Source organism: Yokenella regensburgei (assembly GCF_003634235.1).
Classification (GTDB): domain Bacteria; phylum Pseudomonadota; class Gammaproteobacteria; order Enterobacterales; family Enterobacteriaceae; genus Yokenella; species Yokenella regensburgei.
Window position 1 is genome coordinate 89,546 of sequence record NZ_RBIZ01000006.1, and the last position, 21,934, is coordinate 111,479.

General features: G+C 56.6%; 20 protein-coding genes. 3 read left to right on the plus strand and 17 right to left on the minus strand.

Annotated elements, in window-relative coordinates; all coding sequences use genetic code 11:
- Positions 1–13: 13 nt before the first annotated feature.
- On the minus strand, positions 14–1,753 hold the full coding sequence (ggt, locus tag C7387_RS18490; RefSeq protein ID WP_006817596.1) for a gamma-glutamyltransferase: 1,740 nt from the start codon (positions 1,751–1,753) through the stop codon (positions 14–16).
- A 124-nt stretch (positions 1,754–1,877) separates the two neighbouring features.
- On the opposite strand from ggt, the gene C7387_RS18495 reads away from it, so the two are divergent.
- Complete coding sequence (locus tag C7387_RS18495) at positions 1,878–2,246, plus strand: DUF2756 family protein (RefSeq protein ID WP_006817597.1); 369 nt, start codon at positions 1,878–1,880, stop codon at positions 2,244–2,246.
- Here C7387_RS18495 and ugpQ read toward each other — a convergent pair.
- The 10 genes from ugpQ to livK form a co-directional block, all read right to left on the minus strand.
- On the minus strand, positions 2,243–2,983 hold the full coding sequence (gene ugpQ, locus C7387_RS18500; protein ID WP_038253860.1) for a glycerophosphodiester phosphodiesterase: 741 nt from the start codon (positions 2,981–2,983) through the stop codon (positions 2,243–2,245). The two genes, C7387_RS18495 and ugpQ, sit on opposite strands and share 4 nt — an antisense overlap.
- The gene (locus tag C7387_RS18505; RefSeq protein ID WP_120817245.1) at positions 2,980–4,053 is read right to left on the minus strand and encodes a sn-glycerol-3-phosphate import ATP-binding protein UgpC; all 1,074 of its coding nucleotides are present in this window, start codon (positions 4,051–4,053) and stop codon (positions 2,980–2,982) included. Before C7387_RS18505 ends, ugpQ begins: the two co-directional genes overlap by 4 nt.
- A gap of 1 nt (position 4,054) precedes the next feature.
- Positions 4,055–4,900: a sn-glycerol-3-phosphate ABC transporter permease UgpE gene (ugpE, locus tag C7387_RS18510; protein ID WP_006817600.1), complete on the minus strand. Its 846-nt coding sequence runs from the start codon at positions 4,898–4,900 to the stop codon at positions 4,055–4,057.
- On the minus strand, positions 4,897–5,784 hold the full coding sequence (gene ugpA, locus C7387_RS18515; protein ID WP_038253857.1) for a sn-glycerol-3-phosphate ABC transporter permease UgpA: 888 nt from the start codon (positions 5,782–5,784) through the stop codon (positions 4,897–4,899). Before ugpA ends, ugpE begins: the two co-directional genes overlap by 4 nt.
- 126 nt (positions 5,785–5,910) lie before the next feature.
- Positions 5,911–7,227, minus strand: coding sequence for a sn-glycerol-3-phosphate ABC transporter substrate-binding protein UgpB (ugpB, locus tag C7387_RS18520; protein ID WP_038253807.1), 1,317 nt, complete (start codon positions 7,225–7,227; stop codon positions 5,911–5,913).
- A gap of 213 nt (positions 7,228–7,440) precedes the next feature.
- Positions 7,441–8,154, minus strand: a complete 714-nt coding sequence (livF, locus tag C7387_RS18525) for a high-affinity branched-chain amino acid ABC transporter ATP-binding protein LivF (protein WP_006817603.1) — start codon at positions 8,152–8,154, stop codon at positions 7,441–7,443.
- A gap of 1 nt (position 8,155) precedes the next feature.
- Complete coding sequence (gene livG, locus C7387_RS18530) at positions 8,156–8,923, minus strand: high-affinity branched-chain amino acid ABC transporter ATP-binding protein LivG (protein ID WP_006817604.1); 768 nt, start codon at positions 8,921–8,923, stop codon at positions 8,156–8,158.
- Positions 8,920–10,197 (minus strand): branched chain amino acid ABC transporter permease LivM, encoded by a 1,278-nt coding sequence (gene livM / locus C7387_RS18535; RefSeq protein ID WP_006817605.1) that lies wholly within the window; start codon positions 10,195–10,197, stop codon positions 8,920–8,922. Before livM ends, livG begins: the two co-directional genes overlap by 4 nt.
- On the minus strand, positions 10,194–11,120 hold the full coding sequence (livH, locus tag C7387_RS18540) for a high-affinity branched-chain amino acid ABC transporter permease LivH (protein ID WP_006817606.1): 927 nt from the start codon (positions 11,118–11,120) through the stop codon (positions 10,194–10,196). Before livH ends, livM begins: the two co-directional genes overlap by 4 nt.
- Before the next feature lie 46 nt (positions 11,121–11,166).
- Positions 11,167–12,276 (minus strand): high-affinity branched-chain amino acid ABC transporter substrate-binding protein LivK, encoded by a 1,110-nt coding sequence (gene livK, locus C7387_RS18545; protein WP_038253835.1) that lies wholly within the window; start codon positions 12,274–12,276, stop codon positions 11,167–11,169.
- Positions 12,277–12,695: 419 nt separating this feature from the next.
- Here livK and panM point away from each other — a divergent pair, with 419 nt between their 5' ends.
- Complete coding sequence (gene panM, locus C7387_RS18550) at positions 12,696–13,079, plus strand: aspartate 1-decarboxylase autocleavage activator PanM (RefSeq protein ID WP_006817611.1); 384 nt, start codon at positions 12,696–12,698, stop codon at positions 13,077–13,079.
- Positions 13,080–13,257: 178 nt separating this feature from the next.
- On the opposite strand, the gene livJ is transcribed toward panM, so the two are convergent.
- Together livJ and C7387_RS18560 are read right to left on the minus strand one after the other, a co-directional pair.
- Positions 13,258–14,361, minus strand: coding sequence for a branched chain amino acid ABC transporter substrate-binding protein LivJ (livJ, locus tag C7387_RS18555; RefSeq protein ID WP_146748703.1), 1,104 nt, complete (start codon positions 14,359–14,361; stop codon positions 13,258–13,260).
- Between the two features lie 208 nt (positions 14,362–14,569).
- The gene (locus C7387_RS18560) at positions 14,570–15,835 is read right to left on the minus strand and encodes a 4-aminobutyrate--2-oxoglutarate transaminase (RefSeq protein WP_006817613.1); all 1,266 of its coding nucleotides are present in this window, start codon (positions 15,833–15,835) and stop codon (positions 14,570–14,572) included.
- 116 nt (positions 15,836–15,951) lie between these two features.
- On the opposite strand from C7387_RS18560, the gene pdxR reads away from it, so the two are divergent.
- The gene (pdxR, locus tag C7387_RS18565) at positions 15,952–17,433 is read left to right on the plus strand and encodes a MocR-like pyridoxine biosynthesis transcription factor PdxR (protein WP_120817246.1); all 1,482 of its coding nucleotides are present in this window, start codon (positions 15,952–15,954) and stop codon (positions 17,431–17,433) included.
- A 44-nt stretch (positions 17,434–17,477) separates the two neighbouring features.
- Here pdxR and rpoH read toward each other — a convergent pair whose 3' ends face one another.
- From rpoH to ftsY, 4 genes are all read right to left on the minus strand, one after another.
- Positions 17,478–18,332 (minus strand): RNA polymerase sigma factor RpoH, encoded by an 855-nt coding sequence (rpoH, locus tag C7387_RS18570; RefSeq protein WP_006817615.1) that lies wholly within the window; start codon positions 18,330–18,332, stop codon positions 17,478–17,480.
- 280 nt (positions 18,333–18,612) lie between these two features.
- The gene (gene ftsX / locus C7387_RS18575; protein ID WP_038253800.1) at positions 18,613–19,671 is read right to left on the minus strand and encodes a permease-like cell division protein FtsX; all 1,059 of its coding nucleotides are present in this window, start codon (positions 19,669–19,671) and stop codon (positions 18,613–18,615) included.
- Positions 19,664–20,329 (minus strand): cell division ATP-binding protein FtsE, encoded by a 666-nt coding sequence (ftsE, locus tag C7387_RS18580; RefSeq protein WP_006817617.1) that lies wholly within the window; start codon positions 20,327–20,329, stop codon positions 19,664–19,666. Before ftsE ends, ftsX begins: the two co-directional genes overlap by 8 nt.
- A 2-nt stretch (positions 20,330–20,331) precedes the next feature.
- The gene (ftsY, locus tag C7387_RS18585) at positions 20,332–21,852 is read right to left on the minus strand and encodes a signal recognition particle-docking protein FtsY (protein ID WP_120817247.1); all 1,521 of its coding nucleotides are present in this window, start codon (positions 21,850–21,852) and stop codon (positions 20,332–20,334) included.
- Positions 21,853–21,934 lie beyond the last annotated feature (82 nt).

The following is a 21,934-nucleotide window of genomic DNA, read 5'->3' on the forward strand; positions in this document are numbered from 1 at the left end:
AGGGGTTGCTACCTTAATATCCCGCCGTTAAATCCCCCGGCGAGCGCGGGTCCGAGGCACCGTACAACGTGCCGTCCGGGCCGACCATAATGCTCTGGGTGCTACCCATCGCCTCTTTCAACGCCACTTTCTGCCCCTTCTGCTCCAGCATTTTCAGCGTGTCCGGGCTAAAGCCCTTCTCAACGCGCAGCTCATCCGGCAGCCACTGATGGTGGAAACGCGGGGCATTGGTCGCTTCGGCGACGTTCATCCCAAAATCAATGCTGTTCACCACCATTTGCAGCACGGTAGTAATGATGCGGCTGCCGCCAGGACTACCGGTCACCAGCCAGGTTTTGCCATCTTTGACCACGATTGTCGGCGACATCGACGAAAGTGGGCGCTTTTTCGGCCCTACCGCGTTGGCATCACCGCCGACCAGCCCGTAGACGTTCGGCACGCCTGGCTTCGCCGAAAAGTCATCCATTTCGTTGTTCAGCAGAATACCGGAGTTACCCGCCACAATCCCGGTACCGAAGGTGGTGTTGAGCGTATAGGTCACCGCTACCGCGTTACCGTCTTTATCGACCACCGAGAAGTGGGTGGTCTGATTGCTTTCGTACGGCGCCAGCTTGCCGGGGCGAATTTCGCTCGATGGTTTCGCTTTATTCACATCAATCTGGTCGGCAATCGATTTAGCGTAGGCTTTGCTGGTCAACGCCTGCCACGGCACCTTCACGAAATCCGGGTCCCCCAGATACTCAGAACGGTCGGCATAGGCATGCTTCTCGGCCTCCGCCATAATCTGCATCGCGTCGGCGCTGCCGAAACCGTATTTATGCAGGTCGAAGTTCTCGAGGATATTCAGGATCTGTACGATGTGAATACCGCCAGAGGACGGTGGTGGCATGGAGAACACCTGGTATCCGCGATAGTCTCCGCTTATCGGCGTGCGCTCAACGGCCTTATAATCTGCAAGATCAGCTTTGCTGATAAGTCCGCCGTTTTTGTGCATCTCTTCGGCTATCTGATCGGCGATGGCCCCTTGATAGAAAGCGTCGGGACCGTGCTCGGCGATAAGCTCCAGGCTTTTGCCAAGGTTCTTCTGCACCAGCCGGTCGCCCTTTTTCAGCGGTTCGCCGTCTTTCCAGAAAATAGCTTTGCTGTTTTCATGCTGCGGGATCACTTCACTGCCGTAGACCTTGAGATCGTCTGCCAGCGCATCATTCACCACAAAACCCTCTTCCGCGAGCTTGATGGCCGGGCGGATCACCTTATTGAGCGGTAGCGTGCCGTATTTCTCCAGCGCCAGCGAGAAGCCAGCAACCGTGCCCGGGGTGCCGGAAGCCAGATGCGAAGTGAGGGATTTTTTGCTGTCCGGGTTGCCCTGGCCATCGAGGAACATATCCCGCGAGGCCTGAGCCGGTGCCATCTCGCGGAAATCAATCGCCGTTGTTTTACCGTCTTTGGTGCGCAGCATCATAAAACCGCCACCGCCGAGGTTCCCGGCCTGCGGATGCGTGACCGCCAGCGCATAGCCGACGGCAACGGCGGCATCAACGGCGTTACCGCCCTGCCTGAGGATCTCCACGCCGACGTTCGTCGCCAGCGCATCCACCGAGGCCACCATTCCATGCTGCGAACGTACCGGGTGGAAAACATCTTCTTCAACGCCATAAGAAACCGGGGGCGGAGGGGGTGCCGCCGCCGCAAACGTGCTGCCCGCCAGTAAGGCAGCGACCGCCATCCAACGCAAAAAAGCAGGTTTAATCATTGTTATTATCTCCAGGTATCAGGGTTTATGCTCCCGCTTAAGCCTGGTTCAGAACTCCTAAAAAATCATCGTTATGGCGGAATCGAGGTAAACTTAAGATAAGCCTCAGAAGGAGGAGACGAGAATGAAACGATTATTACTGATAGCAGCATTGCTCCCTTTTGCTGCTCTTGCACAGCCACTGAACCTCACCAATAATCCGAACCAGCCGGGCTTCCAGAACCCAAGCACGCAGCGTATGCAGAATGATATGTACATTCAGCAACAGCAGCAGAAAGGGATGTTAAACCAGCAGGTGAAGACGCAGAATCAGATGCAACAACAGAATCTGCAGAACCAGCTGAATAACAATAGCCAGCGTGCCCTGCAGGGTAATCAGACGCTGCCGAACACCAACGGCGGGATGCTCAACGGTGGATCGCAGAACAGCGGTCAGCAGCACATGCTACCGCCGCGTCAGAATGGTGACATGCTGAACAACAGCACGCCTTAAGGCTGGAAATCCGGCCCGATGACGTCAATCGCATCGGTACAGATACAGTCCACACCCCAGCGCAGCAGCTCGGCCGCCCGCTGGGGTTTGTTCACGGTGTACACCAGAATTCGCAATCCCGCGTCTTTCAGCAGCCGTACACGCGCCTCATCCAGCAAACGATGGTTGAGGTGAATCGACACGCAGCCAAGACGCGTCGTCAGCGCCTGCCAGTCGTCACGCCACTCATCTAAAAGCAGCCCGCGCGGCAGCTCGGGTACCGCCGCCTGCGCCGCTTCCAGCGCATCAATTTCAAACGACGAGAGCAGCGGTGCGGTCATCCCGCGCCACAGCTCGCGCGCCGCCAGCGCCACAACCTTGCCGGTTAATGGCCCAAGGCCGGTGGTCGGTTTAATTTCAATATTGGCCATCATGCCGTGCTCACGGCAGCGGTCGGCCACTTCTGAGAGCCGCGGTAACGGTTCACCTTTGAAGGAGCCGTTGAACCAGCTCCCGGCATCCACTTTCGCCAGTGTCTGCCACGGCAGTTCACCCGCTACACCCCAGGCGTTGCTGGTGCGCTCAAGGGTGTCGTCATGCAGCAGGAAGATTTCACCGTCCTGCGACAGCTTGGCATCGAATTCAATCATGGTGTGCCCGTGCTGCGCACCCACATCAATCGCCGCCAGGGTGTTCTCCGGGGCGAGCTTACCGCCGCCACGGTGGGCGACGATATGAGGATAAGGCCAGTGGCTCATACGCGTAATCCTGTTTCTCCATCAAACAGATGCAGATGATTCTCCGGCAGGTACAGCCACAGCGTGCTGCCCGCCTGAGGGCGCTGCTGATGCGGCAATCTGACCACCAGCTTCTGCGCTCCCCAACGCCCGTGCGCCAGGTTATCGGCACCCAAAATTTCCAGCGTATCCAGCACCAGCGGGATACCGCCCCCCGTCTGCGAGCTTACCCCAATATGTTCCGGGCGGATACCCAGCGTCATCCTGCGCCCGGCATAGCCGCGGAACTGCCAGTTTATTGGCAGCGCCATACCGCTTTCGAGCTCAAAATGGGTGCCGCCGGTGCTGATACGCCCGTCCAGCAGGTTCATCGCCGGGCTGCCGATAAAGCTTGCCACAAAGCGCGAGGCCGGTTTCTCGTACACCTCAACCGGTGTGCCAATCTGCTCGGCAATGCCCTTGTTCATCACCATCACCCGCTGGGCGAGCGTCATCGCTTCTACCTGGTCGTGAGTCACGTACAACGAGGTGGTGTTGAGACGGCGGTGCAGTTGCTGCAGCTCGAGGCGCATCTGCACCCGCAGCTTGGCATCGAGGTTTGACAGCGGTTCATCAAACAGAAACACCGCCGGGTCACGCACAATGGCGCGCCCCATCGCCACACGCTGGCGCTGTCCGCCGGAGAGCTCGCGCGGACGGCGCTTCAGCAGGCCATCCAGCTCCAGAATGCGCGCCGCTTCCTGCACACGGCTGGCGATATGCTCTTTGCCCATGCCGCGAATTTTTAACCCCCACGCCATGTTCTCTTCCACGCTCATGTGCGGGTACAGGGCGTAGTTCTGGAACACCATCGCAATGCCGCGATCCTTCGGCTCCATTTCGGTCACGCGCTGGCGGTCAATCCAGATGTCGCCGCTGGTCACCCGTTCAAGCCCGGCCACCATGCGCAGCAGGGTCGATTTTCCACAGCCGGAAGGCCCGACCATCACGATAAACTCACCGTCGGCCACGTCCACCGTCAGCGGTTGGATGACCTGTGTCTTACCGCCGTCCCAGCTTTTGCTTACTGCCTGTAATTTTAAACCAGCCATCTTATTTCTCACTGTCCACTAAACCACGCACGAACGCGCGCTGCATGGCTAATACAATAACAACGGGAGGGATCAGCGTGAGCAGCATCGCCGCCATCACCTGATTCCACTGCGTGGTGCCTTCGCCGGTGGCGATCATCCCTTTAATACCCGCAACAGCGGTGCCGAGATTGACGTCCTGCACGATCAGCAGCGGCCACAGGTACTGGTTCCAGCCATAGATAAAGGTGATAACGAACAGCGCTGCAAGGTTGGTTTTCGACAGCGGCAGGACGATATCGCGGAAGAAACGCATCGGCGAGGCGCCGTCGATACGCGCCGCTTCTATCAGCTCATCCGGCAAGGTCATAAAGAACTGGCGGAACAGGAACGTGGCGGTCGCCGACGCCATCAGCGGCAGCGTCAGGCCGGTGTAGCTGTCGAGCATCTTCAGATTCGCAATCACCTCAACCGTCGGGAAAATTCGCACTTCCACCGGCAGCATCAGGGTGATAAAAATCATCCAGAAGAACAGGTTACGCAGCGGGAAACGGAACCAGACGATGGCAAACGCCGAAAGCATCGACACGGCAATTTTGCCCACCGTAATGCCAAACGCCATCACAAAGCTGTTCAACATCATGCGCCAGAACGGCGCGCTGTTAGCCCCCACGCCCTGGGTCCAGATGGTTGCCATGTTCTCCAGCAAGTGACCGCCGGGAATAAGCGTCATGGGGGTTTCGAACACCGCACGATTGTCGAGGGTCGCCGCCACAAAGGCGACGTACAGCGGGAACAAAATCACCGCGATGCCGAGGATTAACATGCTGTGGCTGAAGATAGTCAGCCCGCGACGATGCTCAATCATTGATAACGCACCTTACTTTCAACATAGCGGAACTGCACCACCGTCAGGACAATCACCAGCAGCATCAACACCACCGACTGCGCCGCAGAGGCGGAAAGGTCGAGGCCGGCAAAGCCTTCACGGTAGATTTTGTAGATGAGGGTGGTCGTAGCCTGCACCGGGCCGCCCGCCGTCGCCGCATCAATCACCGGGAAGGTATCGAAGAAGGCGTACACCAGGTTGACCACCAGCAGGAAGAAGCTCACCGGTGCTATCAGCGGTAGCGCGAGTTTGAAGAAACGACGCACCGGGCCCGCGCCGTCGATCGCCGCGGCTTCGACTAAAGAACGTGGGATAGACTGCAGCGCAGCAAAGAAAAACAGGAAGTTGTAACTAATCTGCTTCCATACCGAAGCAAACACCACGAGGAACATCGCCTGACCGCTGTTCTGCGCGTGGTTCCAGTCGTAACCGATCCCCGCCAGCGCATGGGTAATCAGCCCGCGCCCCGGATTAAAGAGGAAGATCCACAGCACCGCCGCTACGGCAGGTGCCACCGCGTAAGGCAGCAGCATCAGCGTCTGGTACAAACGGCTGCCGCGCACCACGTAATCCACCAGCGCGGCGAAGAATAGCGAAACCAGCAGACCGCTGATGGTCACCATGGCGCTGAATTTGATGGTCGTCCAGAACGAGTCCAGGTAGTAGCTATCATGGAACAGCGCAATGAAGTTATCCAGGCCGACAAACTGGCTGGAAAGCCCAAACGGATCGACGCTTTGCAGCGAGTACCACAGCGCCTCGCCCGCAGGCCAGATAAAGAAAATGACGGTGATAAGCAGCTGCGGCGCTACCAGCAGGTAAGGCAGCCAGCGGGAGCGAAACACCGGACGGGATGATGACATAGTTAAACTCTGAGTTAGTTTCCCCTCACCCCGGCCCTCTCCCCAAAGGGGCGAGGGAGAAAGACGGCTCTGAACAGTTCCCTCTCCCCTATGGGGAGAGGGTTAGGGTGAGGGGTCAGCCAATGATTACGATTTAGTCGACTGCTCGAAACGCCGCAGCAGCTGATTACCGCGTTCAACCGCCGCATCCAGCGCCTGCTGAGGGGTTTTCTTCCCGGTCCAGACGCTTTCCAGCTCTTCATCCACCACGGTACGGATCTGCGGCATATTGCCCAGACGCAGACCTTTGGTGAACGGCAACGGCGGCTTGTTCAGCATCTGACGGGTCGCGATATCCGCACCCGGGTTTTTATCGTAGAAGCCCTGCTGACGGGTCAGGTCATAAGCGGCTTTAGTGATAGGCAGGTAGCCGGTTTTCTGGTGCCATTCAGCGGCAATTTCCGGTTTCGCCAGGAATTCGAGGAACTTCGCGACACCGTTATAGGTAGCTTTGTCTTTCCCCTGCATCACCCACAGGCTGGCACCGCCGATGATGGCGTTCTGCGGCGCACCCTTCACGTCAGCATCGTAGGGCATCATGCCCACACCGTAGTTGAATTTGGCGTACTGACGAATGTCCGCCAGCGAACCTGAGGAAGCGGTGGTAATGGCGCAGTCGCCGTTGTAGAACTTCTCGGTCGATTCGTCTTTACGACCGAAGTAGCTGAAATCGCCCTTCTTGTTCATCGCCTCCAGCAGTGCGATATGCTTCACCTGCTCCGGCTTGTTGAACTCCAGCACCGCGTCGGTACCGTCAAAACCGTTATTTTTGGTTGCTACCGGCAGCCCATTCCAGGCGCTGAAGTTTTCAATCTGGATCCAGCCCTGCCAGCCGCTGGCGTAGCCGCACTTCATCCCTGCCGCTTTCAGCTTCTCGGTATAAGCCGCCAGATCCTGCCAGGTTTTCGGCGGCTGCTCCGGATCTAAACCGGCTTTCCTGAAGGCATCTTTGTTGTAGTACAGCACCGGGGTGGAGCTGTTGAACGGCTGGGACAGCAGGTGCCCGGTTTTGGAGTCGGTGTAGTAACCGGCAACGGTCGGGACAAACTGCGACTCGTCAAATTTGATGTTGGCGTCGCTGAAGACTTCGTACACCGGCTTGATGGCTTTCGACGCCATCATGGTTGCAGTGCCCACTTCGTACACCTGCAGCAGCGCCGGGGCGTTACCGGTACGGAAGGCAGCGATACCTGCGCTCAGGCTCTGCTCGTAGTTGCCTTTATAAACCGGCACAATTTTGTAATCCGGATTTTCCTGGTTGAAACGTTGCGCCAGGGAGTCGACCTCTTTCCCGAGCTCGCCCTCCATAGAATGCCAGAATGGAATGGTGGTTGCCGCCAGCGCCTGACCAGCAAATGCCAGGCTCAGTGCCAGTCCTAAAGCTGTGTGTCGTAACGATGTCATTCGGTTATCTCTCTTGTTGTGCCGGATGCGCGAAATCACGCGTTTTATGCTCGCGAGGTAACATGACATGCTCGAATGACAGAAAAATAACTGTTTGTTTACAGAATCATGACAACAATACGTCAGAGGGATGATGGTAATGTGAAGGGAGTTGTTAAAAATGCCGGGTGCGGTCTCCAGCCCTCTCCCACAGGAAGAGGGCTGGTAAAAAATTTATCCGCCTAAATAAGCGCTCCGCACCGCTTCGTTCGCCAGCAACGCATCACCGGTGTCTTCCAGCACCACGTGACCATTCTCCAGCACGTAGCCACGGTCAGCGAGCTTCAGCGCCTGGTTGGCGTTCTGCTCAACGAGGAAAATCGTCATCCCTTGCTTACGCAGTTGTTCGATGGTGTCGAAAATCTGCTGGATGATGATCGGTGCCAGCCCCAGCGACGGCTCATCAAGCAGCAGCAGGCGCGGCTGGCTCATCAATGCACGGCCAATCGCCAGCATCTGCTGCTCCCCACCGGACATAGTGCCCGCCCGTTGAATACGGCGTTCGTGCAGACGCGGGAACAGCTCATACACCCACTTAATGCGTTCATGATACTGCTCGCGATCGGCAAAAAATCCGCCCATCGCCAGGTTCTCTTCGACCGTCATCCGCGAGAACACGCGACGCCCTTCAGGGACAATCGCCACCGCCTCACGCATGATTTTCGCCGTCTGCCAGTCGGTAATGTCTTTACCGTCGAAGACGATTTTCCCGCTGGTGGCTCGCGGGTCGCCGCAAAGCGTACCGAGCAGCGTGGTTTTCCCGGCGCCGTTGGCGCCGATAAGAGTGACGATTTCGCCCTGATTGATATGCAGGCTGACGTTGTGCAGCGCCTGAATCTTACCGTAGTGAGCGCTGACGCCGTCAAAGGACAACATGACTTTTTCCATCTTATGCTTCACCTAAATAAGCGCGGATCACGTCCGGGTTATGACGAATTTCCTCTGGAGTACCGTTAGCCAGCGGGGTGCCCTGATTCACCACGTAGATGCGATCGGAGATCCCCATCACCAGCTTCATGTCGTGCTCAATCAGCAGAATGGTGGTGTTGTGATGGCTACGAAGCTCAACGATAAGCTCATCCAGCTCTTTGGTCTCTTTCGGGTTAAGACCGGCGGCCGGTTCGTCGAGCATCAGGATTTCTGGCTGCGTTACCATGCAGCGGGCAATCTCAAGGCGGCGCTGATCGCCATAGGCGAGGTTGCTCGCCTGACGGTTAGCGTGCTCCAGCAGGCCAATACGCTCAAGCCAGGTGGCAGCGCGATCGAGGGCTTCGCTTTGCGCACGGCGAAACGCCGGGGTTTTCAGCAGGCCGGAGAAGACACCGCTCTTGAGCTGCTGATGTTGCGCCACCAGCAGATTCTCAATCACCGTCATTTCGCGGAACAGGCGCACGTGCTGGAAGGTACGCACAACGCCCATGCGGGCAATCTGCTGACCCGGCAGCCCTTCGAGATGCTGGTCGCGCAGCATAATGCTGCCGCCGGTCGGTTTGTAGAACCCGGTCAGGCAGTTAAACACGGTGGTTTTGCCCGCGCCGTTTGGGCCAATCAGCGAGACGATTTCCTGCGCCTTAAGCTCCAGTGAGACGTTGTTGACCGCCAGCAGGCCGCCAAAGCGCATCATCAGACCGTTAACGGATAAAATAGGCTGACTCATGCCTGCTCTCCTTTGGCTTTCCCGTTTTTCAGCTTCAGCTGCACACGGGTCATCGGCAACAGCCCCTGCGGACGCCAGATCATCATCAGCACCATCAAACCACCCAGCATCAGCATGCTGTATTCATTGAAGTCACGCATCAGCTCACGCGATACCACCAGCAGAATCGCCGCGAGGATCACCGCGAACTGCGAGCCCATACCGCCCAGCACCACAATCGCCAGCACGAAGGCAGATTCAGCGAAGGTGAAGGATTCCGGGCTGACAAAGCCCTGGCGCGCGGCAAACAGCGTTCCGGCGAAACCGGCAAACGCGGCGCTGATAGTGAACGCCGTCAGCTTAATGCGCGTTGGGCTTAAGCCCAGCGAGCGGCAGGCGATTTCATCTTCACGCAGCGCTTCCCACGCGCGGCCAAGCGGCATACGCAGCAGGCGGTTAATCACGAAGAGACTCAGCACGACCAGCAGCAGCGCAACCAGGTAGAGGAAAATCACCCGGTCCGACGGGTCGTATTTCACGCCAAAGAAATTGCTGAAGGTGTCCCAGCCGCCTTCACGGGCGCTGCGGCTGAACTCAAGGCCGAAGAAGGTCGGTTTCGGGATCTGGCTGATGCCGTTCGGACCGCCGGTCACTTCGGTATTGTTCAGCAGCAGGATACGGACGATTTCGCCGAAGCCCAGCGTCACAATCGCCAGATAGTCACCACGCAGGCGCAGCACCGGGAAACCGAGCAGGAAACCGGCCGCCGCTGAAACCAGCCCTGCCAACGGCAGGCAGGTCCAGAAGCCCAGCCCGTAATAGTGGTTGAGCAGCGCAAAGGTGTACGCGCCGATGGCATAGAAACCACCGTAGCCCAGCACCAGCAGGCCAGAAAGCCCGACCACCACGTTTAGCCCCAGGCCGAGGATAATGTAGATCATCGTCAGGGTGGCGATATCAACGGTACCGCGCGAAACCATAAACGGCCACGCCACCGCAATCACCAGCAGAGCAACCAGGAACAGCTTTTGTTTGCCGGTAGAGCCGTCAATTGCCGGCAGAATAAACTTCGGCCCACAGACGCCCTTCACCGCTTTCTGGAACAGCGGGCGCAGCATCTGGAAGAAAAAGACCACCGCCGTACCGATGAAAATCCACTGCCAGCGGATGTCGGCGGCTTTGTCTACCACAAGTTTGGTGCCATCAAGCTCTAACTGTACGCCCATGAATACGCCGGCCAGCACGAAGAACATGGCGGCGGAAAGCAACGCCATCGCAAAATGCATCGGTTTCATACTTTCTCTACCTCCGGACGACCCAGAATGCCGGTAGGCATCACCAACAGCACCACGATCAGCAGCGCGAAGGAGACCACGTCTTTATATTCCGTACTGAGATACGCCGAAGAGAGCGCTTCCGCCACGCCGAGGATAAGCCCACCAATCATGGCGCCAGGAATACTACCGATACCGCCAAGCACCGCCGCGGTAAAGGCTTTCATCCCCGCCATAAAACCGATGTAGGGGTTGATCACGCCGTAGAACTGACCGAGCAGCACGCCCGCCACCGCGGCCATCGCGGCACCAATGACGAACGTCAGAGCAATCACGCGGTCGGTGTTAATGCCGAGCAGGCTCGCCATTTTCAGGTCTTCCGCACAGGCACGACAGGCGCGGCCCATGCGCGAATAGCGGATAAACAGCGTCAGTGCCAGCATGGCGACGAAGGTGACAATCCAGATCACCAGCTGCATGGTGGTGATAGACGCGGAGAAGCTCTCGCTGCTGCCGATAATCCACTGGCCGTTGAACAGGCTTGGTAGCGCCACATCGCGCGAGCCTTCCGTCAGGCTGACGTAGTTTTGCAGGAAGATGGACATACCGATTGCCGAAATAAGGGCAATCAGGCGCTTGGAATTACGCACCGGGCGATAGGCCACCCGTTCAATACTCCAGCCGTAGGCGCTGGCGATAATAATCGCCCCGACAAAACCGGCGGCCACCAGCAGCCAGCTGGTGTCGATACCGAGCATCATCAGTGCAGCAATGATCATAAAGGAGACATAGCTACCGATCATGTAGACCTCGCCGTGGGCGAAGTTAATCATGCCGATAATGCCGTAAACCATGGTGTAGCCGATGGCGATCAGCGCGTAGGTGCTTCCCAGCGTCACGCCGTTAAACATCTGCTGCAAAAAATAGAGAAACTGCTCGGACATAACGTAACCTTCTTAAACCCGCCCGGTGGTCCGGGCGGTGGGATAATTATTTGGCGACCGAGGATGACCCATCGGCGTGCCACTGGAAGACACCAAATTCAAATCCCTTCAGATCGCCTTTCTCATCCCAGTTCAGCGGCCCAATCACGGTATTGGCACCGTGAGCTTTCAAATCTTTAATTAAATCGAGCGGGGTTTTACTGCCGGTGCGCTCGAGTGAGGTCGCCAGCGACTGCACGGCGGCATAGGTGATCCACACGTACGGGCCGCTCGGATCTTTTTTGTCGGCCTTCAGCGCATCAACAATGGCCTTGTTTGCCGGATCCTGGTCATAGCGTTTCGGCATAGTGACCAGCATGCCCTCCGCCGCATTACCAGCGATATTAGACAGCGAGGTATTGCCGACGCCTTCCGGGCCCATGAACTGGGTTTTCAGACCGACGGAACGCGCCTGGCGCAGCATCTGGCCCATCTCCGGGTAGTAACCGCCGAAGTAGACGAAGTCGATGTTCTCTTTCTTCAGACGAGCAATCAGCGCGGAAAAGTCTTTATCCCCGGCGGTGATACTGTCGAAGAACACGACGTTCGCACCACCCTGCTTCAGCCCGTCCTGCACGGAGCGCGCCAGGCCTTCACCGTACTGCTGCTTGTCATGAATGATTGCGATGCGCTGCGGCTTCACTTTCTCGAGGATGTACTTCGCGGCGGTCGGCCCCTGGGAAGAGTCGAGGCCCGCGGTACGCATGATGTACTGGTAGCCACGCTGGGTCAGCTCCGGGTTGGTAGCCCCCGGCGTTATCATCAGAATGCCTTCGTCTTCATAAATATCGGACGCTGGCTGAGTGGAGGAGGAGCAAAGGTGACCAATCACATACTGAATGCCGTCGTTGACGATTTTGTTCGCCACCGCGACGGCCTGTTTCGGGTCGCAGGCGTCGTCGTATTCGACCCCAACCAGTTTGTCGCCCTTGATACCGCCTTTGGCGTTGATATCTTTGATAGCCTGGCGTGCACCGTTAAATTCCATGTCGCCCCACTGGGCAACCGGGCCAGACATCGCGCCCACGACCGCCACCTTGATGTCTTCCGCCATAGCGGTGTGCGACATCGTCAGTGCAACGATCCCCGCGATCAACGTCTTCGCGTTCCGTTTCATCATTTCAAACCCCGTTCGTGATGTGCTTTATTGTTTTGTCCTGAATTGGTTAAAAAGCATTCTGTACTTTTATTGAACAATGCTATTTTTACCAGTTTCTTTAATGATTTAGAGTTATATTTCGCGAAAAATCAGATCAAAATCTCTATTTTTCAGTCGATTATGGAAAGATAATATTCTGAAATAATCGAGAAATAAACAGATGAAATCCAGATTTCAGCATAATATAACGGCACATAAGACCGAATAATTCACTAGTGATCAGGCTAAAATGCTGGCTATTTTTCATTCCCTAATGGATAAAACTACACCAGGTTCACAGAAAAAATTTATCGCCTGATGAATGACAAAAAAACAGAACCCTCAGGAATGTGAAATTGAGTACACTTTCTACTTCGAAATGACAGGAATGCTTTTGAATGAAACTGACCATCGTCCGCCTTCACGCCTTTAGCGAGCAGGACCTTATCGATCTTGGCAAAATCTGGCCGGAGTATTCGGCGGCCTCGTTAACGGTTGATGAAAATCATCGAATCTACGCCGCGCGCTTTAACGAAAGGCTGCTGGCAGCCGTCCGGGTGACGCTGCGCGGTACCGAAGGCGCACTGGATTCACTGCGCGTACGCGAAGTGACCCGCCGCCGTGGCGTTGGGCAATATCTGGTTGAAGAGGTGATGAGCAGTAACCCGGATATCACCAGCTGGTGGATTGCCGATGTCGGAGTAGAAGACCGCGCGGTGATGGCCGCCTTCATGCAGGCGCTGGACTTCAGGGCGCAGCAGAATGGGTGGGAGAAGCACTAAAAAAAAAGCCGGGTGGCGGCGATACCTTACCCGGCCTACATTCTCTGCTGCCTTTTCCCAAGAATTTCGTGTTGCAGAAAGGCGGCAAGTTATGAAATCCCCGGGAGCTTACATAAGTAAGTGACCGGGGTTGAATAACGCTGCCAACGCAACTGCAGCGCGAAAGACGCCGGGAAAATTATTTGGCGTCGGTCGCCGTACCGTTAGCATGCCAGGTGAACACGCCGAACTCAAAGCCCTTCAGATCGCCTTTCTGATCCCAGGACAGCGGGCCCATCACGGTTTCAACGCTGTTCGCCTTCAGCCAGTCGGCAATCTTCGCCGGATCTTCAGACTGGTTCAGACCAGCCGCCAGAGATTGCAGCGCGGCGTAGGTGGTCCAGACGAAAGCACCGCTCGGATCCTGTTTCTTGGCTTTGATAGCGTCCACAATCGGTTTGTTCGCCGGAACCTGATCGTAGTTCTTCGGCTTGGTAACCAGCAGGCCTTCTGCAGAATCACCGGCGATGTTAGACAGCGACACGTTCGCTACCCCTTCCGGCCCCATGAACTGAGTTTTCAGGCCAGCCGCACGGGCCTGACGCAGGATCTGGCCCATTTCCGGGTGATAACCGCCGTAGTAGACAAAGTCGATATTCTCTTTCTTCAGGCGCGCCACCAGCGTTGAGAAGTCTTTCTCACCGGCGGTGATCCCATCAAAGAACACCACGTTGGCGTTACCTTTCTTCAGCGCATCCTGCACGGAACGCGCCAGACCTTCACCATACTGCTGTTTGTCGTGAACAATCGCGATACGCTTTGGCTTCACGGTGTTCAGAATATATTTCGCCGCAGTCGGGCCCTGGTCAGAGTCAAGACCGGTAGTACGCAGCGTCAGCTTGTAGCCGCGTGCGGTCAGCTCCGGTGCCGTTGCCGCCGGGGTGATCATCAGGATGCCTTCATCTTCATAAATATCGGACGCTGGCTGAGTAGAGGAGGAGCACAGGTGACCAATAACGTATTTTACCCCGTCATTGACCACTTTGTTGGCTACCGCCACCGCTTGTTTCGGGTCGCAGGCATCGTCGTATTTGCTGATAACCAGCTTATTGCCCTTGATACCGCCTTTAGCGTTAATATCCGCTACCGCCTGCTCGGCGCCGGTGAATTCCTGGTCGCCATACTGTGCTACCGGGCCAGACATTGCCCCGACCACCGCCACTTTAATATCTTCCGCCAGCGCCATCTGGCTGAATGCCAACGCGATACATCCTGCCAGCAACGCTTTACCCTTCATATTCATCCTGAGATTCCCCATTGTTATGGTGATTGCATTTGTTGTGATGTTGTTTTTTAGCGCTTTATTTCAATTTTTGGTCTACCGCCCGCGCTTTTGCAGCATACTCTGCTAAAACATAACCCATTTTTTGCAAATTGGAACGAGAATTTTGACGGATTTGTAACGAAGAAGTGACGAAAAAAAAGCCGCTACGAAGTAGCGGCCTGGAGGTTTATCGAGTCAGCGAGCGGGAGATGATATCCAGCGCTTTGCGGAACTGGGTTTCCGGAATGGTCAGCGGGTAGAGGAAACGAATGACGTTGCCATACACGCCGCAGCTCAGCAGCAGCAGGCCTTCTTTCAGTGCTTTTTCCTGTACCTGTTTGGTGAACTCCGGCGACGGCTGGCCGCTCTGCGGGTCGTTGAACTCTACCGCCACCATCGAGCCCTGAGCACGAACATCGGCGATGTACGGGCAATCCGCTTTCGCGTTGTTCAGCACTTCAACCAGGTGATGACCCAGCTTACCGGCGCGGGCGCACAGGTCTTCTTCGGCAATCACGTCCAGCACCGCATGTGCAGACGCCACCGCCAGTGGGTTACCGGCATAGGTACCGCCCAGTCCGCCCGGAGCTGGTGCATCCATCACTTCAGCGCGACCGGCAACCGCCGACAGCGGCATCCCGCCTGCCAGACTCTTCGCCATGGTCATCAGGTCTGGCTTCACGCTGTAATGCTCCATCGCAAACACTTTGCCGGTACGGGCAAAACCGGTCTGCACTTCGTCGGCAATCAGCAGAATACCGTGGGTATCGCACAGCTTACGCAGGCCCACCATGAAATCTTCCGGCGCGACGTTGAAACCACCCTCGCCCTGCACAGGCTCGAGAATAATCGCCGCGACCTGGTCTGCGGCAATATCATATTTGAAAATGCGGTCCAGGCTCTTCAGCGCGTCTGCGGTGCTGACACCGTGCGCCGCATTCGGGTACAGGCCGTGGAACACAGAACCCGGGAACGGGCCAAAGCCGATTTTGTACGGCGCCACTTTGCCGGTCAGCGCCATGGTCATAAAGGTACGGCCGTGGAAGGCACCGCCAAAGGTAATCAGTCCCGGGCGTTTGGTCCAGGCGCGGGCGATTTTCACCGCGTTTTCTACCGCTTCTGCACCGGTAGTGAAGAAGGCTGTTTTCGCCGGGCCGTTCACCGGCACCAGCGCATTAATACGCTCAGCCAGTGAAACATAGCTTTCGTAAGGAACAATCTGGTACGCAGTGTGGGTAAATGCCTGCAGCTGTTTTTCTACCGCAGCCACCACTTTCGGGTGACGGTGGCCGGTGTTCAGCACGGCGATGCCGGCGGCGAAGTCGATAACTTCGTTGCCGTCGGTATCCCACAGGGTGGCGTTCTCGGCTTTCTCGGCATAGAAGCCGCACATCACACCAATTCCACGAGGCGTCGCCTGCAGGCGGCGTTGATTCAGTTCATTGTTATTCATCAGGCCTTCCCCATCATTGATTCGGTTTGCATTAACAACTTTGAAACAATGTCACGGTTTTACCTCGTGAGTGGTTCTATAATCGAGTACCAGTTTTGATTACTTGAGGGATCCAATTGCGTTCTTTAGTGTGCGATCTCCTGCAGCTGCGTCTGGACGAGCAACCCGAAGGTAAACTGCATAAGCGTCTCTATAACGCGATACGCCTGTCTATCCTCGACGGCAGCCTGCCGCCGCAGAGCCGTTTACCCCCCTCGCGCGATCTCGCCACCCAGCTTCGACACTCCCGCAACACCGTGCTTACCGTCTACGAACAGCTGCTGGCGGAAGGCTATATCGTGTCGCGCTCGGGCAGCGGGACGTTTGTTGCCCGCACGGTACCGGACAGCCTGCTATTCACCGCAGAAACGGCGAGCGAAACCCGCCACGATGTGCGTGCTATTTCACTTTCCCATCGCGGCGAAGCGTTGCTGGCACACAGCAGCGCCAGCCCGCGCCAGTGGGGCGCTTTTCTGCCAGGGGTACCGGATGTCGGCGAGTTTCCCCATGCGCTGCTGCGCAAAATCCACAACCGGGTCAGCCGCAAGCCGCAGGCGATGCAGTTCTCCTACAGCCCGTTTGGCGGGAGCTGCGACCTGCAGCAGGCACTCATGGAATATTTACGCGTGGCCCGCTCCGTGCGCTGCACGCCGGAACAAATTCTGATAACCGAAGGGATCCACCAGGCTATCGACCTCGTCTCACGCATGCTGTGTAACCCCGGCGATACCGCATGGATTGAGGAGCCTGCCTACTGGGGCATTCGCAACGTGCTGCAGATGAACGGCGTAGCGCTACAGCCGATCGATGTTGATCTGAGCGGTATGGATCCACCGGAAGAAATACACACACCGCCGCGCCTTATCTTTGTCACACCCTCACACCAGTACCCGCTCGGCTGCGTAATGAGCATGGAGCGGCGCAGGCGGCTGCTGGCAATCGCCCGCCAGACCGGCGGCTGGATAGTGGAGGATGATTACGACAGTGAGTTCCGCTTCTCCGGGCAGCCGATCCCGGCATTGCAGGGGTTGATTGACGATGCACCGGTGATTTACACCGGCACCTTCAGCAAAACCATGTGGCCGGGGCTGCGGCTGGGCTACGTCGTGCTGCCGCAGGCGCTGGCACAAACGCTAAAAACCGCCCACGCAGAGCTCTATCGCAGCGGGCGTTTGCTCGACCAGGCCGCGCTGGCGCAGTTTATTCGCGAAGGGCACTACACCGCCCACATCCGCCGAATGCGTCTGCTGTACGCGCGTCGTCGTCAGCGATTAACCACGCTGATCACCCAGTATCTGGGGAAAGCCGCTCTGAGCGAATTTAATGACAACGCGGGGTTGCACCTGGTCCTGAAGCTCGAGGACCATCACGACGATATCGCCATTGCCAGAAACGCGAACGAAAAAGGGGTTCTGGTGCGCCCCCTTTCGCGCTATTACATGGGCGATAAACCGCAGCGGGGGCTGCTGATGGGCTTTGCGGCGATGAAAGAAGAAGAGATGGAAGCCGCGTTTAAGGTATTGCTGGGCTGTATAACAAAAAAGGACATCAATAAATGATGTCCTTTTTTCGACCCTCCCGAAAGAGAGGGTGACGTTCTGCGTTACGCTTCGATAGCGGCGCGCAGTTTTTTCATCGCGTTCTTTTCCAGCTGACGTACACGTTCAGCGGAAACGCCGTAGCGGTCGGCCAGCTCCTGCAGCGTGGACTTGTTGTCTTCGTCCAGCCAGCGGGCGCGGATGATGTCCTGGCTACGCTCGTCCAGGCCCTGCATCGCGTCGGTCAGCTTATTCGCCGCCTGCTCTTCCCAGTTATCATCTTCAATGCTGTCGGCAAAGTTAGACGATTTATCCTGCAGATAGAGCACCGGTGCCATCGGCTGGCTGTCGGACTCGTCGTCCGAGGACATATCAAAGGTCATGTCCTGCGCCGCCATGCGCGACTCCATCTCGAGCACATCTTTGCTGGTAACGCCCAGCTCACGTGCCACCATATCGACTTCATCCTGGTTAAACCAGCCCAGACGCTGCTTGGTTTTACGCAGATTAAAGAACAGCTTACGCTGTGCCTTGGTGGTCGCGACTTTCACGATGCGCCAGTTGCGCAGCACGTACTCGTGAATTTCAGCTTTGATCCAGTGCACCGCGAAGGAAACCAGACGGACACCCACTTCCGGATTGAATCGACGGACGGCCTTCATCAGACCGATGTTACCTTCCTGGATCAGGTCCGCCTGCGGCAGGCCGTAGCCCGAGTAATTACGAGCAACGTGAACAACAAAGCGCAGGTGAGACAGGATCAGCGTCTTAGCTGCTTCCAGATCGCCCTGGTAATGCAGCTTTTCAGCAAGCGCCCGCTCTTCATCAGCCGACAACATCGGCCATGCGTTTGCAGCCCGGATATAAGATTCCAGATTACCAACGGGGGCTAAAGCTAAAGTTTGCATTTCTTTGGTCATTCAAATCCTCTCAATTCTTTGTATCCTGGTCCCGCCGTCCCTCTAAGAGGCAACAAACATGCCAGAACATTTGAGCAACGAGAATATCATTCACATTTTTATCAGACAGTGATTTTATCCACAAGTTCAATGCAACGCTGTGAATAAATTACGCACAAAATGTGACATCACTATGAACACTTGAAGGCAGGAAAAGCGGATGGGTTTGCAAACTCTCTCCCTGCGGACAGGAACTCATTGCAGCAGGGAGAGAGTATATCAGACTTTTGTCGGTCGGGTATTAGTCCGGCGTAAAGTGGCGTAAATGTTGCACTGTGGCAAGCCACGCGGCTATCCAGCCGATCATGGCGCTGACCAGCAGCAGCAGCAGGCACTCGTCGAACGATAAGCCACTGAGTTCAAACTGGGTTCCGAATACCTTCGCGACCTCAGTCACCGCCGAAGAAAGTCGCATAACCAGAATTTCTGACAAAATCAGCGACAGGAACGCGCCGGAGAAGCCGAGCAGCGCACCGCCATAGAGGAACGGACGCAGGATAAAGCCGTCGGTGGCACCAATCAGCTTCTGCACGTTAATGGTATCGCGGCGGGCGAAGATACTCAGACGCACGCTGTTGCCGATAACCAGGAACACGGCCGCTACCATCAGTACACCAATCATTGCTGAGACGCGCCCTACGAGCCCGGTCAGCGACGCCAGACGCGCGAACCAGCTGTCGTCCATACGCACTTCATCAACGCCCTGAATGCGCGACACGCGGTCACGGAGGGTGTTGAGCGAATCGGTATTCTGGAAATCCAGTTTCGGGATCACCACCGCCACGGCGGGCAGCGGGTTCTCTTCCAGCATATCCAGCGCCCCGCCGAAGCCGGACCAGTTGCGGAACTCACCCAGCGCTTCTTCGCGGGACAGGTAGTTCACCTTCTCAACGCCCTGTTCCGCCTGCAGCTGACCGACCACCTTCGCCGCCGCGTCATCGTCGAGAGTTTTCTGCAGGTAAACCGTTATCTGCGGCGAGGGGTAATACTGTGCCGACGCGCTGTTTACGTTCTTGTAGACCATGTAGCAGACGCTTGGCAGCGTCAGGGAAATGGCGATAACCATTACCGTCAGGAAAGTGGCTAAAGGTTTACTTTTCAGATCCTGCAGCGCGCCCTGCCAGGCGTAGCGCACCTGCTCGTTAAACACGTTGGTTTTACGAGAGTTGGGCTTTGGCGCCGGCTTCGCACGCTTCGGCGCATTACGGTTGCCGTCGCCGGAGCCGCCCGCCGATTTGCGCAGGCGATCGAAGCGATTGCCGAACTGGCGGATCTGGTTCATTGCCTCACGTTTATTCACCGTGGCCTCCATGCAAATGGCCGTCACTCAGGGTCATCATGCGGTAGGAGCGACTGGAGATAAGCCCCAGGTCGTGGGTTGCCATCAGCACCGTGACCCCAACGCGGTTAAATTCTTCGAACAGGCGCAGAATGCCTTCAGACAGCGCCTCGTCCAGGTTACCGGTCGGTTCATCCGCCAGCAGTACCGCGGGTTTGTTCACCACCGCACGGGCAATGCCCACACGCTGCTGTTCACCGCCGGACAGCTGGATCGGGAAGTTTTTCGCTTTGTCGAGTAGCCCGACCTTATCCAGCGCCGCCGACACGCGACGACGAATGTCATCTCCGCTGGCGCCGGCGATAATCAGCGGGATAGCCACGTTGTCATAGACGGTCCGGTCCATCAGCAGATGGTGATCCTGGAAGATCATGCCGATCTGGCGCCGTAAAAACGGCACCTCACGGTTTTTCAGGCGGCTGATGTCATGCCCGCTGAACAGAATTTTTCCGGCGCTCGGACGCTCGATCCCGCAGATAAGCTTGAGCAGAGTACTTTTCCCGGCGCCAGAGTGGCCGGTCAGGAACGCCATCTCGCCTGGCTGCATATGGAAGGTCACTCCCTGCAGCGCTTGTCTCCCACCGAGATAGGCCTTGCTGACATGTTCAAAGCGAATCATTGTTAATCCTCTCGGGCAAAAAGTGCCTCTATAAAATCGCCCGCATTAAACGGACGTAAGTCCTCGATGCGCTCACCCACGCCGATATAACGAATCGGGATGTTGAACTGATCCGCTACCGAGAAGATCACCCCGCCCTTGGCGGTGCCATCAAGCTTGGTGAGCGTGATACCGGTTAAGCCCACCGCTTCATCAAACAGTTTCGCCTGGCTAATGGCGTTCTGCCCGGTGCTGGCGTCAATCGTCAACATCACCTCATGCGGCGCGTCAACGTCCAGCTTTTTCATCACCCGGACAATTTTCTTCAGCTCTTCCATCAGGTGCGATTTGTTCTGCAAACGCCCTGCGGTATCGGCAATCAGCACGTCGATGTTACGGGCTTTTGCCGCCTGGATGGCATCAAAAATCACCGATGCGGAATCCGCCCCGGTATGCTGCGCCACCACCGGAATATTATTGCGCTGGCCCCACACCTGCAGCTGCTCAACCGCCGCCGCACGGAAGGTATCACCCGCCGCCAGCATCACCGATTTACCCTGCTGCTCGAACTGGCGCGCCAGCTTACCGATGGTGGTGGTTTTACCCACACCGTTCACCCCGACCATCAGAATAACAAATGGGGTTTTGCCTTCAATATTAAGCGGTTCATCCACTTTTGCGAGAATTTCGCCCATCTCTTCTTTCAGCAGGCCGTACAGCGCTTCGGCATCGCGAAGCTGTTTGCGGCTGGCCCCTTCGGTCAGATTAGCGATAATTTTGCGCGTAGTGTCGACGCCAACGTCGGCAATCAGCAGCTGTTCTTCCAGCTCTTCAAAGAGATCATCGTCGATTTTTTTCCCACGGAACAGACTGATAAATCCGGAACCGAGGTTCTCTTTGGTCTTCACCAGGCTGCGTTTCAGGCGCGCGAAGAAACCTTCTTTGGTCGGTTTTTCCTGCTCCTGCTGCGGGGCCGCTTCAGCTTCTGGCTCAACCTCTTCCTCTGGAACAGGTTCTTCTTCCGCTTCGGCTATCACCGCTTCTTCAGGGGTTTCAACGGCGGCCAGCGCCTGGGCTTCGAGCTCTTCGTCGCTGATTTCAGGCTCTTCGGGCACTTCTGGCTCTGGTTGTGCAACGACTTCAACAGCCGCTTCTTCGACAATCGCTTCTTCGACAATCGCTTCTTCGACAATCGCTTCTTCGACAACCGTTTTTTCCACGGCGGCCGTTTCTACAACAGGCGCTTCGACCGGCTGCGGTTTTTCGTGCTCAATCACCTCTTCGGTGACGTCGACAATCTCTTCCGCAAAAGCGTCGATCTCAGCTTTGCTGTGCGCTGGCGTTTCCGCTTCAGGTTCAACAGCTGATTCAACGACGGGTTCAACAACCGTTTCCGCTACCGCTTCAGCAGGCGCTTCTTCTTTATGTTCTTCTGCCGCAACCGGCTGTTCGTTTACCTGCTGTTCAGCTTCCGGCTCTGGTGCCTGCTCTTTTTGACCAAATCCCAGCCAGGAAAACAGGCCACGTTTCTTCTCTTTTGCCATTGGCGACCACACTCCTCGCTGTTATTTATGGCACAGCCGCCTTATCGCAAACAGGGGGCTGAAAAAATTAGTAAATTAGCGC

Excerpts from the sequence above, each read along its gene's own strand:
- ggt (WP_006817596.1), bottom strand. The coding sequence starts at position 1,753 with ATGATTAAACCTGCTTTTTTGCGTTGGATGGCGGTCGCTGCCTTACTG.
- C7387_RS18495 (WP_006817597.1), top strand. The coding sequence starts at position 1,878 with ATGAAACGATTATTACTGATAGCAGCATTGCTCCCTTTTGCTGCTCTT.
- ugpQ (WP_038253860.1), bottom strand. The coding sequence starts at position 2,983 with ATGAGCCACTGGCCTTATCCTCATATCGTCGCCCACCGTGGCGGCGGT.
- C7387_RS18505 (WP_120817245.1), bottom strand. The coding sequence starts at position 4,053 with ATGGCTGGTTTAAAATTACAGGCAGTAAGCAAAAGCTGGGACGGCGGT.
- ugpE (WP_006817600.1), bottom strand. The coding sequence starts at position 4,900 with ATGATTGAGCATCGTCGCGGGCTGACTATCTTCAGCCACAGCATGTTA.
- ugpA (WP_038253857.1), bottom strand. The coding sequence starts at position 5,784 with ATGTCATCATCCCGTCCGGTGTTTCGCTCCCGCTGGCTGCCTTACCTG.
- ugpB (WP_038253807.1), bottom strand. The coding sequence starts at position 7,227 with ATGACATCGTTACGACACACAGCTTTAGGACTGGCACTGAGCCTGGCA.
- livF (WP_006817603.1), bottom strand. The coding sequence starts at position 8,154 with ATGGAAAAAGTCATGTTGTCCTTTGACGGCGTCAGCGCTCACTACGGT.
- livG (WP_006817604.1), bottom strand. The coding sequence starts at position 8,923 with ATGAGTCAGCCTATTTTATCCGTTAACGGTCTGATGATGCGCTTTGGC.
- livM (WP_006817605.1), bottom strand. The coding sequence starts at position 10,197 with ATGAAACCGATGCATTTTGCGATGGCGTTGCTTTCCGCCGCCATGTTC.
- livH (WP_006817606.1), bottom strand. The coding sequence starts at position 11,120 with ATGTCCGAGCAGTTTCTCTATTTTTTGCAGCAGATGTTTAACGGCGTG.
- livK (WP_038253835.1), bottom strand. The coding sequence starts at position 12,276 with ATGAAACGGAACGCGAAGACGTTGATCGCGGGGATCGTTGCACTGACG.
- panM (WP_006817611.1), top strand. The coding sequence starts at position 12,696 with ATGAAACTGACCATCGTCCGCCTTCACGCCTTTAGCGAGCAGGACCTT.
- livJ (WP_146748703.1), bottom strand. The coding sequence starts at position 14,361 with ATGAATATGAAGGGTAAAGCGTTGCTGGCAGGATGTATCGCGTTGGCA.
- C7387_RS18560 (WP_006817613.1), bottom strand. The coding sequence starts at position 15,835 with ATGAATAACAATGAACTGAATCAACGCCGCCTGCAGGCGACGCCTCGT.
- rpoH (WP_006817615.1), bottom strand. The coding sequence starts at position 18,332 with ATGACCAAAGAAATGCAAACTTTAGCTTTAGCCCCCGTTGGTAATCTG.
- ftsE (WP_006817617.1), bottom strand. The coding sequence starts at position 20,329 with ATGATTCGCTTTGAACATGTCAGCAAGGCCTATCTCGGTGGGAGACAA.
- ftsY (WP_120817247.1), bottom strand. The coding sequence starts at position 21,852 with ATGGCAAAAGAGAAGAAACGTGGCCTGTTTTCCTGGCTGGGATTTGGT.